Here is a 16565-nt window from a genome sequence, read left to right on the forward strand (position 1 = left end):
GGACATTTTGAAGATGAAAAATCAACAGTACTATACGGGAAATGTGGATCTCATTGCGAATGTGACCATAAAGAACATACAAAAGCTTAAATAAGAAAAAACGCCTACATATGTATATGTAGGCGTTTTTTTAATAAATTGTAGTTGTATGGCCAACTGTTGCAACGATTGCATCATCTCTAATCGGAATAAATCCTATCGATGTCTGTGGAACGCTAGGAGAAGCGTAGTGGCTCATGAGACGGCTATCAATACGGGTAATAGTATCGGTCAAGAAAGCCGAAATAAAAGCGTAAGGGACCCGTCGTTCATTTAATGAGTATATAATTTCCTCTTTGGTTTTTACACCTACGCCATGTCCGTAAAAAAAGAAATTTCCTAGATAGATTGTATTTTCTCCTTGCCACTCGATTGTAGCTGGATTCACTTGTGGATTTTTAAAATAAACGAGGTCACCGGGAACAAGATCGCCACCCGTTTTTGTTATGAGCTTTAAATCTTGATCGTAGTCCCACGTATAAAGTAAAAGGTTTGCAAAGAGACGGTTGAAAGTGTCTTCCTCATACAAGGATAGTAAAGCTTTGTAAAAAATAATAATCATAGCGGTAGCACATTCAGTTCCATATAGTTTTCCGTTTTTGAAAATATCTTGTATGGCAATGGAAGGGGGTATGTTTGGAAGGAGCTCGAATCCCCCAAGAGACGTTCTTTTCCAATACTGGGGGTTGCAAAAGGACTGTTGAAATGTGCGAAACTGAAATCCACTTTGAAAAAGTTCTAATGCGGAAGTAATAATATTAACTCGCAAATTTAGATCAAAGCTGAGTTCATCAGATGTTCGGAAGGAATAAATTTCTTGATTTCCTGCCATTATCGATAAGATTTGTTGTTTCTCAGCTGCAAATGGCTCATATTCATTTGTGATATAAGGATGTACAATAGAACGGCCTATTACAATCATAATAGTATCCCCACCTATACGTTACATTACTTCATATCGTATGAGAAAAGAGGAAAAGGGTGAAAGAAAAGCCTATCAACTGATAGGCTTGTACTCTTTAATCACACGTAATGTTTGTAATGTCATATCTTCAGGGCCTTGTACAGGTAAACCCGCTTCTAAGTTTTTACGAATATACTCTAAGTTATCTTGTGTAATAATTTCCCCCGGAGTAAAGATTGGAATCCCTGGCGGATAAACCATAACGAAATCAGCTATAATACGACCTGCAGCATTTTCAAATGGAATGACTTCTGTTTCCGAATAAAAAGCATCTCGAGGAGAAAGTGCTAGCACTGGTATTTCTGGAATTTCTACTTGTATTTGAACACCTTTATCGGCTTGATTTCTAAATGTCGCTGCTAAATCTTGTAATGCTGCAATAAGTGTATTTGTCTCACTTTCTGTATCTCCGAAAGTGACAAGACATAGTATGTTGTATAAATCTGAGAGTTCTACTTCAATGTTATATTGCTCTCTAAGCCATACTTCAGCCTGATGGCCTGTAATACCTAAATCTTTTACAGATACAATTATCTTTGTAGGATCATAGTTAAAAGTAGCGTCTGTACCTAGCATTTCTTTCCCAGGACAGTAAAGATGCTCAATAGCATTTATAGCATCACGAACTTGTTCCGCTAATTGTATTGTTTGTTCTATGAGTGCTGTTCCTTCTGTAGCAAGACGTTTTCTAGCAGCATCTAGGGACGCTAACAAGATGTAAGAAGTTGATGTAGTCGTAAGCATGCTAATAATAGATTGAACATGTTTTACGTTCACAAGGCCTTCCTTCACATTAAGAATGGAACTTTGCGTTAAAGATCCACCTAGTTTGTGAACACTTGTTGCTGCCATATCTGCTCCAGCTTGCATGGCTGACATCGGCAATTCATCGTGAAAATGAATATGAACACCATGGGCCTCATCAACGAGTACAGGGATATCGTAAGAATGTGCTAATTGTACAATCTGTTCTAAGTCTGCAGCAAATCCAAAGTATGTTGGATTAATAACAAGTAAGCCTTTCGCATCAGAGTGCTCTTCAAGTGCCTTTTTGACAGATTGAATTGTAATTCCATGTGAAATACCAAGTTTTGGATCGATTTCAGGATGCATGAAAATCGGTTTTGCACCTGAGAAAATAATAGCTGACATTACTGATTTATGCACGTTTCGTGGTACTAGGATTTTGTCACCAGGACCGCAAACGCTCATCACCATTGTCATTATTGCGCCACTTGTACCTTGAATAGAAAAGAAAGTATGATCTGCACCGAATGCAGAGGCTGCTAAATCTTGTGCTTCTTTAATCATACCTTTTGGATGATGTAAATCATCGAGCGGCGCAATATTAATTAAATCAATTGCTAATGCGTTATGCCCAATAAATTCGCGAAATGTAGGATCCATGCCCTGTCCTTTTTTATGACCAGGAATATGGAATTGGATTGGATTTCGCTTACTGTGCTCAACTAAAGCGGTAAACAATGGTGTTTCGTATTGGGACAATCTATACACCCCTTCTTTTTCTTAATATTTATTAGAGTTTGTTTTATATAATCTGTTCTAAAAAAGTTAAGTGTTTTTTAGAATAAGACTTGTTTTTCTGCCGATCACAAAATTGTTTTTGAGATGGTAGGTTCACTTTATTTTCTATAAAACAAAAGCATTATATCACCAATAATTATAGATGTATAGAAAAAAATATTTTTACAGTGAGTATGTTAAATAGTTACTTCCAATTAACTTATAGAGGAAGACAATTCCATCACAATGAATAAATAGTGTATAATGCAAAGTGGCTATAGTGAAGAAGAAAATCTCTTTAAGATAGCGTACTGAAATAAGAAGAAATGATAAATGAGGTGCAAAATGGAATATCAATATCCGTTAGATTATGATTGGTCAAATGAGGAAATGATTGCAATTGTGAAGTTTTATGAAGCAATTGAGAAAGTATACGAAAAAGGAATTATAAGAGAAGAATTAATGGGATTATATCGTCGTTTTAAAGAGATTGTTCCATCTAAAGCAGAAGAGAAGAAAATTGATAAAGAGTTTCAAGAAGTAAGTGGATATTCTATATATCGTGCGATTCAAAGGGCAAAAGAAACTGAAGAACAAAAGCTTGTGAAAATGTAAAAAATATTTTGAAAAATGAAAACTGAAGTGATATAATGTGATAACAACTAAAAACGGACAATATAAATTGTCCGTTTTCTACTATCGATTACAAAGTGCATATAAAGGAAGGAGTGATTGCATCGTAGATTCAATCTTAGCAAGGAATTGTTCGTTGGTCATTGCTGAAAACTCCTCTGGTGATATATGAATACCAACTAATAATTCTGCTTTTTTCACAGTAGCTAGACGTTCAATCATCTTTTGTAAGTCTTCTGTTTCAAGTGTTCTATGTAATTTTACACTTGGTTTAGTATGGTCAATGGACCAAACGAAGTCATTTGGAATATTTGTTTTTAAATCATTTAAATGTTCTAAGAAGGCGTGAGCCGTCTCCACTTTTTGTGGACACTCATAGATTAAACCAAAGTATATGAAGGCATGAGTACCCCATAATCCAATTTGGAAATGTGGTAGCATTTTATATCCGCGTTTATTTGTTGAAAAAGCAACCCAAGTATCGTTTGGTGGATTGACTTTGCGACGTGCATGTTTTGCTACATGATAAAAAAAGTTCTCATCAGTTTGTTTGGATAAATACGTTGCAAACTGTTCCCCTAAAGCTTCCAGTTTAGGATGAATGTTCGTTTTAATTGCACTCATTCGTTCTTCGAGACCATCAACTGTAAATACCTCAAAATCAGTTGACTTGAATGTTTGTAGTGTCATGATTGTTCCTCCAACTCCTATTTTGCTTTTATTTTAGCATAGCTTGTACTATTCATAAAAAAAACAGCACAAAAAAATTTAAATAAAAAAATATAATTTTGTTGCATAGATGATTTATCCAACATAGTATAGTATAAAACAAAAAATCAGAAAATTTAATTAATTCTAGTCCGAGGGCAGACGAATATTGGGAGGAGGCAAATAATATGAGACAGGTGATTAATGCGTTAAAGAGAACAGATGCTGAAAAGAGAATACCGGTGCTACGTTTGGAGCTAGATTATGAATTAGCAACTTTATATGATGCGATGATGGAAAATGATAAACTGAAAAAAGAAGAGTGTGTACAAAAGTTAGAAGTGTTAAGACTTGAAATGATTCGTTTAGAAGCGTAATAATAGTATATGTATAAAAAATTAGTTGGTGCGAACCTTATAAAGGGGTTCGTTTTTTCTGTGAACAGTATAGATCGGAGTGTTTAAACATGCAAGAAGTATGGAAAGACATCGATGCACACGCCAAACAGTGGATTCGAGATGCAGGAGAGTTTTTAATCGCATCAATGGAAAAAGCACTTATTATAGAAACGAAATCCAATGCAGCTGATTTAGTAACAAATATGGACCGAGAAATAGAACAGTTTTTAATTGGGAAAATTAAAGAAACATTCCCGAATCATAATATTTTAGGAGAAGAAGGTTATGGAGATGAGGTAACTTCTTCTGATGGGGTTGTTTGGTTAATTGATCCAATTGATGGCACGATGAACTTTGTTCACCAAAAAAGAAATTTCGCAATTTCAATTGGAATTTATGAGAACGGTATCGGAAAGGTTGGACTCATTTATGATCCAGTTCACGATGAATTATACCATGCGGTAAAGGGAGCTGGAGCGTTTTGTAATGAAGTACCAATACCTTTATTGGAAAAAGGGACTGTAGAGCAAGGTGTTGTAGCTTTAAATGCGATATGGCTTACCGATAATCCATTGCTGAATAAGGAAAGTATGATGGCACTTGTTAAGCGAGCAAGAGGCACGAGATCATATGGCTGTGCAGCGTTAGAGATGGTATATGTTGCAACAGGAAGAATAGATGCATATGTAACGCCAAGACTATCACCATGGGATTTTGGTGGGGGACAGATAATTGTAGAGGAAGTTGGAGGAAAGGTTACAACATTTTCTGGAGCCCAGCTTTCGATCGTAGAGAAGAGCAGCGTATTAGTTGCAAAACCAGGGGTGTATGAAGAAGTGTTACGATTTATAGCGGAATAACAAAAAAAGTAAGAGGCTATATACACGCTTCTTACTTTTTGACGTTATTGCGATTTACGCATTTTTCTTTTTGTTACAAAACCGTATCCAACTGTAACAAATGTGCCGATAATGCAAATAATAACACCGATGGGGCTATTTTCAGCAACCATAATGCCGATACCGATTAAGAAAATAACACCGATAATTGCAGTTAATAAAAAGCGATATTGAATGTGTTCCATTTCTTCACCCTCCAATCTCATTTTACTTTCACAAAAGTAAGAATACAACTATATTTTCATTCTAGATTTTATTTTGATTGCCATTGTATCCCCTTCGCTCTTATAATAGAGAAGGATTAAAAAGACATTAGGAGTTGGACATGTTGAAAAAACGACAAGATTTACGAAATATAGCAATTATTGCCCACGTTGACCATGGTAAAACAACACTTGTTGACCAGTTATTACGTCAAGCGGGGACGTTCCGTGCGAATGAACATATTGAAGAACGCGCAATGGACTCAAACGATCTAGAAAGAGAACGTGGTATTACAATTTTAGCTAAGAATACTGCGATTCACTATGAAGATAAAAGAATTAACATTTTAGATACACCTGGTCACGCTGACTTCGGTGGAGAAGTAGAACGTATCATGAAAATGGTTGATGGTGTTCTACTTGTTGTTGATGCATATGAAGGTTGTATGCCACAAACACGATTTGTTTTAAAGAAAGCTCTTGAGCAAAACTTAACTCCAATCGTTGTTGTAAACAAAATTGACCGTGACTTCGCTCGCCCTGATGAAGTAGTTGATGAAGTAGTTGACTTATTCATCGAACTTGGTGCAAACGAAGATCAATTAGAGTTCCCAGTTGTATTTGCATCAGCAATGAACGGAACAGCAAGCTTAGATTCAAACCCAGCAAATCAAGAAGAAAATATGAAATCATTGTTTGACACAATTATTGAACATATTCCAGCACCAGTTGATAACAGCGAAGAGCCACTTCAATTCCAAGTAGCACTTCTTGATTACAATGACTATGTTGGTCGTATCGGGGTTGGACGCGTATTCCGTGGTACAATGAAAGTAGGACAACAAGTTGCATTAATGAAAGTTGACGGAACTGTAAAACAATTCCGTGTAACGAAATTATTTGGTTACATTGGATTAAAACGTCAAGAAATTGAAGAAGCAAAAGCTGGAGATTTAGTAGCTGTTTCAGGTATGGAAGACATTAACGTAGGTGAAACAGTATGTCCGGTTGAGCATGAAGAGGCTTTACCATTATTACGTATCGATGAGCCAACACTACAAATGACATTCCTTGTAAATAACAGCCCATTTGCAGGTCGTGAAGGTAAATTCATTACATCTCGTAAAATTGAAGAGCGTCTTCGTTCACAATTAGAAACAGATGTAAGTTTACGTGTAGATAATACAGATTCTCCTGATGCGTGGATCGTATCTGGACGTGGGGAATTACATTTATCTATCCTAATTGAAAACATGCGTCGTGAAGGTTATGAGCTACAAGTATCTAAGCCTGAAGTAATTATTAAAGAAGTTGATGGCGTAAGATGTGAGCCTGTAGAGCGCGTGCAAATCGATGTACCTGAAGAATACACTGGTTCTATTATGGAATCTATGGGTGCACGTAAAGGTGAAATGTTAGATATGGTGAATAACGGAAACGGTCAAGTTCGCCTTACTTTCATGGTTCCAGCACGTGGTTTAATTGGTTACACAACAGAATTCTTAACATTAACTCGTGGTTACGGTATTTTAAACCATACATTCGATTGCTACCAACCAGTACACGCTGGACAAGTTGGTGGACGTCGCCAAGGTGTTCTAGTTTCACTTGAAACAGGAAAAGCATCACAATACGGTATTATGCAAGTTGAAGACCGTGGTGTAATCTTCGTTGAACCAGGTACAGAAGTATATGCTGGTATGATTGTCGGAGAACACACTCGTGAGAACGACTTAACAGTTAACGTTGTGAAAATGAAACAACAAACTAACATTCGTTCTGCAACGAAAGATCAAACTTCAACAATGAAAAAACCACGCTTAATGACTTTAGAAGAGTCATTAGAGTACTTAAACGATGATGAGTTCTGTGAAGTAACTCCAGAATCAATTCGTTTACGTAAAAAGATTCTTGATAAGAGTGAGCGTGAAAGAGCTGCTAAGAAAAAGAAATCTGTAGAAGCGTAAAATAATAGAACAGCTACCTTTGAGGGGTAGCTGTTTTTTTATTTTATTTATTTTTGGAATATTTACTCTTTTTTGTGGACAGTATTTTTTTTGCAGGTTACTCTTGTATTAAGTACATAAATAAAATTTGTTTTTTGTGAGAAAGGGGGATGAATGATGTTAGAAAGAATGTCGTTTTTTGCGAAATTATGTAAAGTTGATGAAAATCCAGAACTAGGGATGTGGTTACTATATGGCACCATTATTATATTAAGTGCACTTGTGTATAATTTAGGTTTTGCAAGAAAACTATCAATAATAAAAAATATAGTGATATATATATCGTTAGCGATTGGGTGTACAGTTTTAACTTTCTTTGCAGTTTTTTTACCTGTTGGAGAGGGGCTTGTTGTAGCGGCGATTGTACTTGGGATTTATAGGTTGCGTTTACGTCAAGCAAGACAACAAAAAGCAGGGTAAGGGGGCGGATTTTTATGCGTTCAGTACAAGATGCACTATATAATTGGTTAACAATTAAAACAGTTGCCGAAGCACGTCCAGATGATCGTGCTGCAAAAGAAACGTATTTGTTATTTCAAAATATGATATATGAAGAACATAAATTAACGGATGTGGAAGTTAAAAAGAACGAAGAAATGTATTTAATTACATATGAAATGAATGGAGAAAAAAAATCTGCCAGGTTTCCATTAGAAGCTATTGATTGCTTTTTGGATCAAATGAATCGTGAACCTGAAAAATATAAATAAGTCCTTATCTATATGATTAAGGACTTATTTATATTTTACCAATCGTCTTCGACTTTTTTATCACGATATAATCGGAAATTACCACTTGCATGACGTTCCATCGTACGTTCTGCAATTCGTTCCGAACATTCCATGCACATATATGTATGAATAGGGCGGTTACGCAGTTTTTTTGCCATAGGATTTTCATCATCTAACATATCTTTTTTATCACAAATCATACATTTGACTCTCATTTCGTCACCTCAATACGAATTCTATCAGTATAAGTATATCATGGAAGTATAATGTTTTTGAATAATAGTGGGAAAAAATAATATTTTCGCAATTCGAAAAATAAGTTATGATAAGGATATATTAAGTATATTTGGAGGTGGAAATATGGCGAATGTAGTAGAGCCTACATTAACAGATGATTTAGTACAAACGTTACGTAAAGAATGTATTGTTATGATAGCAACAACAGACTTCGAAAAACAAGTTCCTAACGTAAGTGCTATTTCTTGGGTGTATGCAGTGAGTGAAACTAGTATTCGATTTGCAGTAGATCAGCGTTCGCGTATTGTGGAAAATATACGGCATAGTACTGGGGTGGTATTGACTATAATGGCGAATGAATCCGTATTTTCCATAAGTGGTGCAGGTGAAATTTTGACTGATAGAATGGAAGGCATTCCTCTAAAATTAACTGTAATAGAAGTAAATGTACAAGAAGTGCGTGATGTTATGTTTTATGGAGCGAAACTTGCAACTGAACCAACGTATGAAAAAACATATGATATTCGCGCAGCGAAGAAGTTGGATAACCAAGTGTTAGTAGGAATAAAAGAATTAAAAATGTGATAAATAAGAAATTCAGTTATTAACTTTTGTAATCAGTTATTGTGATTTTATGTTAATAATTATAATTAAAAGTAATATATTGAATAGAAATGAATAAAAAATAAATAAAAGGTTTAATGGCTATGGATTTCGATTCTACCTCGTTTATACGGTACATATAATTATAACAATGGTTCGTCCATATTTTATGGATGAAACCCTTGTTCTACAAATTTAAAAGTGGAGTCAGGGGGTAACAGGTTGGATAAAATTTATGTGTTAGATACGAATGTACTTTTGCAGGATCCTTTATCTATTTTTTCATTTGAAACCAATGAAGTAGTGATTCCAGCAGTTGTATTAGAAGAGGTTGATTCGAAAAAACGTTATATGGATGAAGTAGGACGAAACGCTCGTTATGTGTCTAAGTTAATAGACAAATTTCGTGAAATAGGAAAGCTGCATGAAAGTATTTCGCTAGAAAACGGCGGTACATTTCGTATTGAGTTAAATCATCGTTCATTTGTTCAACTACAAGATATTTTTGTAGAAAAAACAAATGATAATCGAATTTTAGCTGTAGCAAAAAATCTATCTTTAGAAGAGCAAGAAAAAGAGGACGGGAAGTCTGTTATTTTAGTAAGTAAAGACGTGCTTGTAAGGGTAAAAGCTGATGCAATTGGTTTGAAGGCGGAAGATTATTTAAGTGATCGTGTAATTGAAGTAGATAATATATATTCAGGATTTTTAGAAGGGTATATATCAAAAGAGCAATTGGATTACTTTTATGAAAAAGGTGAATTGCCTTTATCCGAAATTGCAAATCATCCATTTTATCCAAATCAATTTGTAGTAATGAAAGATGCATTAGGCGGATCCAGTTCAGCACTTGGTATTGTGGATCACTTAGGTAAGAAGGTAAAGAAACTTATTTTTCACAATGAACAAGTATGGGGGATACGACCACGGAATGTGCAGCAAATTATGGGATTAGAATTGTTGCTTCGTGAAGATATTCCGCTAGTAACGTTAACAGGGAAAGCTGGTACAGGAAAAACATTACTAGCTTTAGCTTCGGGGCTCATGCAAACTGAAGATTTAGGACTATATAAAAAACTACTCGTTGCAAGGCCAATTGTTCCAGTCGGAAAAGATATCGGTTATTTACCAGGAGAAAAAGAAGAAAAGTTAAGACCGTGGATGCAACCGATTTTTGATAATCTAGAGTATTTATTTAATACGAAAAAGCCAGGAGAGTTAGATGCTATTTTAGCTGGAATGGGTTCGATTGAAGTAGAAGCTCTCACCTATATACGTGGGAGAAGTATTCCGGATCAGTTCATTATAATTGACGAAGCACAAAATTTAACGAAGCATGAAGTGAAAACGATACTAACAAGAGTAGGAGAAAAAAGTAAAATCGTATTAATGGGAGATCCTCAGCAAATTGACCATCCGTATTTGGATGAATATAATAACGGCTTAACATATGTCGTAGAGAAGTTTAAAGAGCAACGTATTAGTGGTCATGTAAAGTTTGTTAAAGGGGAGCGATCGAATTTAGCTCAACTAGCAGCAGATTTATTATAAAAGGAGTGAGCTGAGGCTCACTCCTTTTTCTTCCAAATATACATTTTAAATAATTGTAAATTTACGGATGTTACGGATTGGATTTTGTCTATTAGATCCATCATTGTAATATAGATGAACAGGTCCATCCTCTTTTAATGGTTTTCCTTCTTTTGAAAAACCAAGAATAGCATTTTCTACAGTTTCTAATGGAAGTATTATTGTTTGATCTACTGTTTCAATTTCGACTTGCGTAGCGTCATCTGAAATTTCGGCGTTTGCAAGAAATGGATGAAATGGTATACCGAACGTTCCTGTAATTAGCTGTTCTTTTTTATATTTTTTTACACTTTGTTGTATCGGTGGAAACGCAGCACCATCACGGATTTCACGATCCCAATGTTCTGAAGTGTTTTTCAAATAAGCTTCTAGTTCTGATGTGTTTTCTCTTGTTTCATCAAAGTAAGTTGTCAAATCTACTTTTCGATCATCAAAGATCCAAACAGTTGGATCGATAGTGATTGGAAAACGAACTTTTCCATTAATAAATAAAATTTCGCTCATTGTTGTTCCCCCATTTGTGTTATACTCCCACTTTTCAGTATAATAGCATTAGACACGGTTGTCACAAAAAATGTTTCTATTGCAATTTACTAAAACTATCGCTAATATTAATAGATAGGAGAGAGTAGGACGGAAACGGAGGGAATCAATTTGGCGTCTGAGACAGTATCAAATCATCAGGAAAAGGCACTAGCCCTTCTACAAGCGGATGCGGAGAAGATTTTAAGACTTATTAAGGTGCAAATGGACAATCTTACAATGCCGCAATGTCCATTATATGAAGAAGTGTTAGACACACAAATGTTTGGACTATCCCGCGAGGTCGATTTTGCAGTTCGCCTTGGTCTTATTGCAGAAGAACAAGGGAAAGCAATGTTAGGAGAGCTTGAACGTGAGTTATCTGCACTTCATGAAGCATTTACAAACAAACAACAATAACGGGTTCAAATAGGGGGGCTCAAACTGAAATAGTTTGGGCTTTTTATTTGTATAATAAAGCAGGAAGAATCAATGTACATATGGAATACAACAATAATTAAATTGAAACAGAAAGAGGAAATGAAATGAAAAGAGTATGGAAATCAATGGATTATTCATTATTACTTCCTCTTGTTATCTTATGTGTTTTGGGAGTTATAATGGTATATAGTTCTAGTTCCATTGTCGCGATTTCGTCGAAATATAACTGGCCAGCAGATCACTTTTTTAAAAAACAATTAATTGCTCTTGCTATTGGAACGGTAATACTAGTGATTGTCGTTATAATCCCTTATAAATTTTGGAGAGAACAAATAGTTCTAGCAGCAATCGGGTTCGGGAGTCTTGCCTTACTAACAGCAGCATTCCTTTTCGGTAAAGAAATCAATGGTGCAAAAGGATGGATATTAGGTATACAACCGGCTGAGTTTGTAAAAATAACGGTTATTATTACGCTAGCAACCTTTTTTGCTAAGAAACAAGAGAGGCAAACACCTTTTTTCCAAGGAATAATACCTCCTCTATTTGTTGTTGGTGGATCGATGGTATTAATTTTATTACAAAATGACTTGGGAACTGACATATTAATAGGTGGAACAGTGCTAATTATGTTCTTCTGTTCAGGAGTTAATGTGAATTTGTGGATAAAAAGATTTTTATTAACATCTGTCGTGTGGATTCCAGCATTGTATTTTATCGGAAACTATAAATTAAGTAAATACCAAAAAGCTCGATTTTCAGTTTTTCTTGATCCGTTTAGTGATCCTCAAAATGATGGATTTCAATTAGTTAATTCTTTTATTGGAATTGCTTCAGGTGGGTTAAATGGTAGAGGATTAGGAAACAGTATACAAAAGTATGGCTACTTACCAGAGCCGCAAACAGATTTTATTATGGCGATTATATCTGAAGAACTCGGGTTTATAGGAGTAGCTATCATTTTAATTTGTTTATTACTTATTATTATTCGTTCGTTTAGAGTGGCACAAAAATGTAAAGATCCATTTGGAAGTTTAGTTGCAATCGGAATTGCAAGTTTAATTGGGATACAAACTTTTGTTAATGTTGGTGGTATGTCTGGATTAATACCGCTTACAGGAGTACCTTTACCGTTTATTAGTTATGGTGGTAGTTCTTTATTGGCTAATCTAATCTCGATGGGTATATTATTAAATATTGCTAGTCATGTAAAACGACAAGAGAAACAGCAAAATGAGGAAATGAAAGAAATAGAACAAGATGGACCACGTCTTGTTGTTGTAAAATAAAAAACACGTTGTGCTTTAGAGCACGATGTGTTTTTTATTTTTTAAAAATATTAAATATGATATATTAATTAGTGTTTACAATAAAAAATATATCACATTTAAACTAATGTGATATACAATTAAGTTGTTAGAAAAGGAAGAGGTATGCTATACTATTTTTGTGAAACAAATTGATCAGAAAACTTATCATTTGTTAAAAAATAAGGTATGATGGATAAAAATAAAGTGAAGCTTTCTAAGTATAATATAATGTAGAAAGTGAAGAACTTCACGCTCTTTATGGTGTGTATATATTTTATCTCTAGAGTGGTAGGAAAGTAGAGGGGGAAAATCATGACAAAGCTGCAACGTATTCAAAAAGTATTGGTAGCTAACCGTGGAGAGATTGCAATTCGTGTGTTTCGAGCTTGTTCGGAACTTGGATTAAAAACAGTTGCAATCTATTCTAAAGAGGATAGTGGTTCTTATCATCGTTATAAAGCCGATGAGTCCTATTTAGTTGGGGAAGGGAAAAAGCCAATTGATGCTTATCTAGATATTGAGGGCATTATTGAGATTGCGAAAAGTAATCATGTAGATGCAATCCACCCTGGATATGGTTTCTTGTCAGAAAATATTCAATTCGCAAAACGTTGTGAAGAAGAAGGAATTATCTTTATCGGTCCAAAGAGTAAGCATTTAGATATGTTTGGAGATAAAGTGAAAGCAAGAACACAAGCGCAGCTAGCACAAATTCCCGTTATTCCTGGTAGTGATGGACCAGTAAATTCAATAGAAGAAGTCAAAGAATTTGCTGAAAAGTATGATTACCCGATTATTATTAAAGCTTCCCTTGGCGGTGGCGGTCGTGGTATGCGTATTGTACGTACTAGTGAAGAATTAAGAGAGTCGTATAATCGAGCGAAGTCAGAAGCAAAAGCAGCCTTTGGTAATGATGAAGTATACGTAGAAAAATTCGTTGAAAAACCTAAACATATAGAAGTTCAAATTTTAGCAGATGAAGAGGGCAATGTTGTTCATTTATATGAGCGAGACTGTTCTGTACAACGTCGTCATCAAAAAGTTGTAGAGATTGCACCTAGTGTGTCACTTTCAGATGATTTGCGTCAGCGTATTTGTGATGCTGCTGTTAAGTTAACGAAAAATGTAAATTATTTAAACGCAGGAACAGTAGAATTTCTTGTAAAAGGTGATGAGTTTTACTTCATAGAAGTAAATCCACGTGTTCAAGTTGAACATACGATTACAGAAATGATTACAGGAGTGGATATCGTTCAATCGCAAATTTTAATAGCTGATGGACATGCATTACATAGTAAAATGGTAGGTGTTCCGAAGCAAGCGGAAGTAGTTGTACATGGATTTGCAATACAATCTCGTGTAACGACTGAAGACCCATTAAATAATTTCATGCCGGATACAGGGAAAATTATGGCATACCGATCAGGTGGTGGTTTCGGTGTTCGTCTTGATACAGGTAATAGTTTCCAAGGTGCTGTTATTACACCGTACTATGATTCTTTACTTGTAAAAGTTACAACATGGGCACTTACTTTTGAACAAGCTGCTGCGAAAATGGAACGTAACTTAAAAGAATTCCGTATTCGTGGTATTAAAACAAATATTCCATTCCTAGAGAATGTAGTAAAACATAAGAACTTCTTATCAGGAGAATATGACACTTCATTTATTGATGCGTCACCTGAACTATTCTTGTTCCCTAAACGTAAAGACCGTGGAACGAAAATGTTAAATTACATTGGGACAGTAACAGTAAATGGCTTCCCAGGAGTAGGGAAAAAAGAGAAACCAATCTTCCCGGATGCTCGTATACCGGATGTATTACATTCTGAGCCAATCCAAAATGGAACGAAACAAATTTTGGATGAGCGTGGAGCAGAGGGATTAGTAAAGTGGGTACAAGATCAAAACCGTGTACTTTTAACAGATACAACATTCCGTGATGCGCATCAGTCATTACTTGCGACGCGTATTCGTACAAAAGATTTACATCAAATTGCAGAGCCGACAGCGAGAATGTTACCGAACCTATTCTCAGCGGAAATGTGGGGCGGTGCAACGTTTGATGTTGCATATCGTTTCTTAAAGGAAGATCCATGGGAACGATTACTAGATCTTCGTGAAAAAATGCCAAACGTTTTATTCCAAATGTTACTTCGTTCTTCAAACGCAGTTGGTTACAAAAACTATCCAGATAATTTAATTCAAAAATTTGTGGAATGTTCTGCTCAAGCTGGAATTGATGTGTTCCGTATTTTTGATAGCTTAAACTGGGTAGAAGGTATGAGAGTTGCGATTGATGCTGTGCGAGATACTGGCAAAATTGCAGAAGCAACAATGTGCTATACAGGAGATATTCATGATCCGTTACGTAGTAAATATGATTTAAATTACTATAAAAACTTAGCAAAAGAGTTAGAAGCATCAGGAGCGCATATATTAGGAATTAAAGATATGGCGGGCTTATTAAAACCTAATGCGGCATATGATTTAGTTTCTGCATTAAAAGAGACGGTATCGATTCCGATTCACCTGCATACACACGATACGAGTGGAAATGGTATATTAACGTATACGAAGGCAATTGAAGCAGGTGTTGACATTGTCGATGTAGCAGTAAGTTCTATGGCTGGTCAAACGTCACAACCAAGTGCGAACACGCTATACTATGCATTAGGTGGAAACGAAAGACAGCCAGACGTTAATATAGATTCATTAGAAAAATTATCTCATTACTGGGAAGATGTACGTAAATACTACGCACCGTTTGAAAGTGGTATGAATGCACCCCATACAGAGGTATATATGCACGAAATGCCAGGCGGGCAGTATAGTAATCTACAACAACAAGCGAAAGCGGTTGGCTTAGGAGATCGCTTCGATGAAGTGAAAGTAATGTACCGCCGTGTGAATGACATGTTTGGCGATATTGTTAAAGTAACGCCATCATCTAAAGTTGTCGGTGATATGGCATTATTTATGGTTCAAAATCACTTAACAGAACAAGATGTTTTAGAGCGCGGGCACTCTATGGATTTCCCAGGATCTGTTGTTGAAATGTTCTCAGGAGATTTAGGACAACCATACGGTGGTTTCCCGAAACAATTACAAGAAATTATTTTAAAAGGGAAAGAGCCATTAACAGTAAGACCGGGTGAATTATTAGAGCCAGTAGATTTCGACGCGTTAAAAGAAGAGCTATTCCATAAACTTGGACGCGAAGTGACGATTTTTGATGTCGTTGCATATGCATTATATCCAAAAGTATTTATGGATTACGAAAAAGTTGCTGAGCTTTATGGAAGTGTATCAGTACTTGATACACCGACATTCTTCTATGGTATGAGACTTGGTGAAGAAATCAATGTGGAAATCGAACAAGGTAAAACATTGATGGTTAAACTAGTATCAATCGGAGAGCCTCAGCCAGATGGAAATCGTGTTCTTTACTTGGAGTTTAACGGACAACCACGTGAGATTGTTGTGAAAGACGAAAGTGTGAAAGCAACAGTGGCACAACGTGTGAAAGGAAACCGTGAAAATCCAAACCACATTAGTGCAACAATGCCAGGAACGGTAATTAAAGTAGTTGTAAAAGAAGGCGATGAAGTGAAAAAAGGCGATTCTATGGCAATTACAGAAGCGATGAAAATGGAAACGACAGTTCAAGCGCCGTTCAATGGTAAAGTGAAAAAAGTATATGTTAACGATGGAGATGCGATTCAAACGGGTGACTTACTCATTGAATTAGATCACTAAA

18 protein-coding genes are annotated in these 16565 nt (G+C 35.6%); 12 read left to right on the top strand and 6 right to left on the bottom strand.

The genetic code is table 11. The features are described 5' to 3' along the window. A partial coding sequence (locus tag MR113_RS19385; protein ID WP_242256319.1) for a GapA-binding peptide SR1P occupies nucleotides 1-90 on the top strand: 90 nt, incomplete at its 5' end. Between the two features lie 40 nt (nucleotides 91-130). Here MR113_RS19385 and MR113_RS19390 read toward each other — a convergent pair. Both MR113_RS19390 and speA read right to left on the bottom strand, forming a co-directional pair. Further along, nucleotides 131-961: a protein-glutamine gamma-glutamyltransferase gene (locus MR113_RS19390; RefSeq protein WP_242256290.1), complete on the bottom strand. Its 831-nt coding sequence runs from the start codon at nucleotides 959-961 to the stop codon at nucleotides 131-133. A 75-nt stretch (nucleotides 962-1036) separates the two neighbouring features. Continuing rightward, the gene (gene speA / locus MR113_RS19395; RefSeq protein ID WP_242256293.1) at nucleotides 1037-2509 is read right to left on the bottom strand and encodes an arginine decarboxylase; all 1473 of its coding nucleotides are present in this window, start codon (nucleotides 2507-2509) and stop codon (nucleotides 1037-1039) included. A gap of 363 nt (nucleotides 2510-2872) precedes the next feature. Here speA and MR113_RS19400 point away from each other — a divergent pair, with 363 nt between their 5' ends. Continuing rightward, complete coding sequence (locus MR113_RS19400) at nucleotides 2873-3142, top strand: UPF0223 family protein (RefSeq protein WP_242256295.1); 270 nt, start codon at nucleotides 2873-2875, stop codon at nucleotides 3140-3142. Between the two features lie 81 nt (nucleotides 3143-3223). On the opposite strand, the gene MR113_RS19405 is transcribed toward MR113_RS19400, so the two are convergent. Continuing rightward, nucleotides 3224-3850 (bottom strand): YktB family protein, encoded by a 627-nt coding sequence (locus tag MR113_RS19405; RefSeq protein ID WP_000175088.1) that lies wholly within the window; start codon nucleotides 3848-3850, stop codon nucleotides 3224-3226. 206 nt (nucleotides 3851-4056) lie between these two features. Between MR113_RS19405 and MR113_RS19410 the strand changes: the two genes are divergently transcribed. After that, nucleotides 4057-4245, top strand: coding sequence for a hypothetical protein (locus MR113_RS19410; protein WP_001250166.1), 189 nt, complete (start codon nucleotides 4057-4059; stop codon nucleotides 4243-4245). An 89-nt stretch (nucleotides 4246-4334) separates the two neighbouring features. Continuing rightward, nucleotides 4335-5126 carry an inositol monophosphatase family protein gene (locus MR113_RS19415; protein WP_242256297.1) on the top strand — a complete coding sequence of 264 codons (792 nt, stop codon included), beginning with the start codon at nucleotides 4335-4337 and terminating at the stop codon, nucleotides 5124-5126. A 44-nt stretch (nucleotides 5127-5170) separates the two neighbouring features. On the opposite strand, the gene MR113_RS19420 is transcribed toward MR113_RS19415, so the two are convergent. Then, nucleotides 5171-5350 (bottom strand): DUF5325 family protein, encoded by a 180-nt coding sequence (locus MR113_RS19420; RefSeq protein ID WP_000400130.1) that lies wholly within the window; start codon nucleotides 5348-5350, stop codon nucleotides 5171-5173. 140 nt (nucleotides 5351-5490) lie between these two features. On the opposite strand from MR113_RS19420, the gene typA reads away from it, so the two are divergent. The 3 genes from typA (at nucleotide 5491) to MR113_RS19435 (ending at nucleotide 8084) form a co-directional block, all read left to right on the top strand. Beyond that, a complete protein-coding gene (gene typA, locus MR113_RS19425; RefSeq protein ID WP_000914755.1) occupies nucleotides 5491-7335 on the top strand; it encodes a translational GTPase TypA in 1845 nt (614 codons plus the stop codon). A 156-nt stretch (nucleotides 7336-7491) separates the two neighbouring features. Beyond that, a complete protein-coding gene (locus MR113_RS19430) occupies nucleotides 7492-7794 on the top strand; it encodes a YlaH-like family protein (protein WP_000893660.1) in 303 nt (100 codons plus the stop codon). Between the two features lie 14 nt (nucleotides 7795-7808). Then, the gene (locus tag MR113_RS19435) at nucleotides 7809-8084 is read left to right on the top strand and encodes a hypothetical protein (protein WP_001258134.1); all 276 of its coding nucleotides are present in this window, start codon (nucleotides 7809-7811) and stop codon (nucleotides 8082-8084) included. Between the two features lie 35 nt (nucleotides 8085-8119). Here MR113_RS19435 and MR113_RS19440 read toward each other — a convergent pair whose 3' ends face one another. Next, nucleotides 8120-8320 carry a YlaI family protein gene (locus MR113_RS19440; protein ID WP_001995040.1) on the bottom strand — a complete coding sequence of 67 codons (201 nt, stop codon included), beginning with the start codon at nucleotides 8318-8320 and terminating at the stop codon, nucleotides 8120-8122. Nucleotides 8321-8465: 145 nt separating this feature from the next. Between MR113_RS19440 and MR113_RS19445 the strand changes: the two genes are divergently transcribed. Beyond that, nucleotides 8466-8927 carry a pyridoxamine 5'-phosphate oxidase family protein gene (locus tag MR113_RS19445; RefSeq protein WP_242256299.1) on the top strand — a complete coding sequence of 154 codons (462 nt, stop codon included), beginning with the start codon at nucleotides 8466-8468 and terminating at the stop codon, nucleotides 8925-8927. 240 nt (nucleotides 8928-9167) lie between these two features. Next, nucleotides 9168-10496 (top strand): PhoH family protein, encoded by a 1329-nt coding sequence (locus tag MR113_RS19450; protein WP_151632771.1) that lies wholly within the window; start codon nucleotides 9168-9170, stop codon nucleotides 10494-10496. Between the two features lie 45 nt (nucleotides 10497-10541). On the opposite strand, the gene MR113_RS19455 is transcribed toward MR113_RS19450, so the two are convergent. Beyond that, nucleotides 10542-11039, bottom strand: coding sequence for a molybdopterin-binding protein (locus tag MR113_RS19455; protein WP_242240117.1), 498 nt, complete (start codon nucleotides 11037-11039; stop codon nucleotides 10542-10544). A 150-nt stretch (nucleotides 11040-11189) separates the two neighbouring features. On the opposite strand from MR113_RS19455, the gene MR113_RS19460 reads away from it, so the two are divergent. From MR113_RS19460 to pyc, 3 genes are all read left to right on the top strand, one after another. After that, nucleotides 11190-11477, top strand: coding sequence for an Fpa/YlaN family protein (locus MR113_RS19460; protein WP_000135698.1), 288 nt, complete (start codon nucleotides 11190-11192; stop codon nucleotides 11475-11477). A 125-nt stretch (nucleotides 11478-11602) separates the two neighbouring features. Further along, nucleotides 11603-12784 (top strand): putative lipid II flippase FtsW, encoded by a 1182-nt coding sequence (gene ftsW, locus MR113_RS19465; protein WP_242256301.1) that lies wholly within the window; start codon nucleotides 11603-11605, stop codon nucleotides 12782-12784. Between the two features lie 333 nt (nucleotides 12785-13117). Beyond that, the gene (gene pyc / locus MR113_RS19470; RefSeq protein ID WP_242256303.1) at nucleotides 13118-16564 is read left to right on the top strand and encodes a pyruvate carboxylase; all 3447 of its coding nucleotides are present in this window, start codon (nucleotides 13118-13120) and stop codon (nucleotides 16562-16564) included. Nucleotide 16565: the final 1 nt, after the last annotated feature.

It is taken from the genome of Bacillus cereus group sp. BfR-BA-01379 (assembly GCF_022663605.1).
In the GTDB taxonomy this organism is placed as follows: Bacteria; Bacillota; Bacilli; order Bacillales; family Bacillaceae_G; genus Bacillus_A; species Bacillus_A mobilis.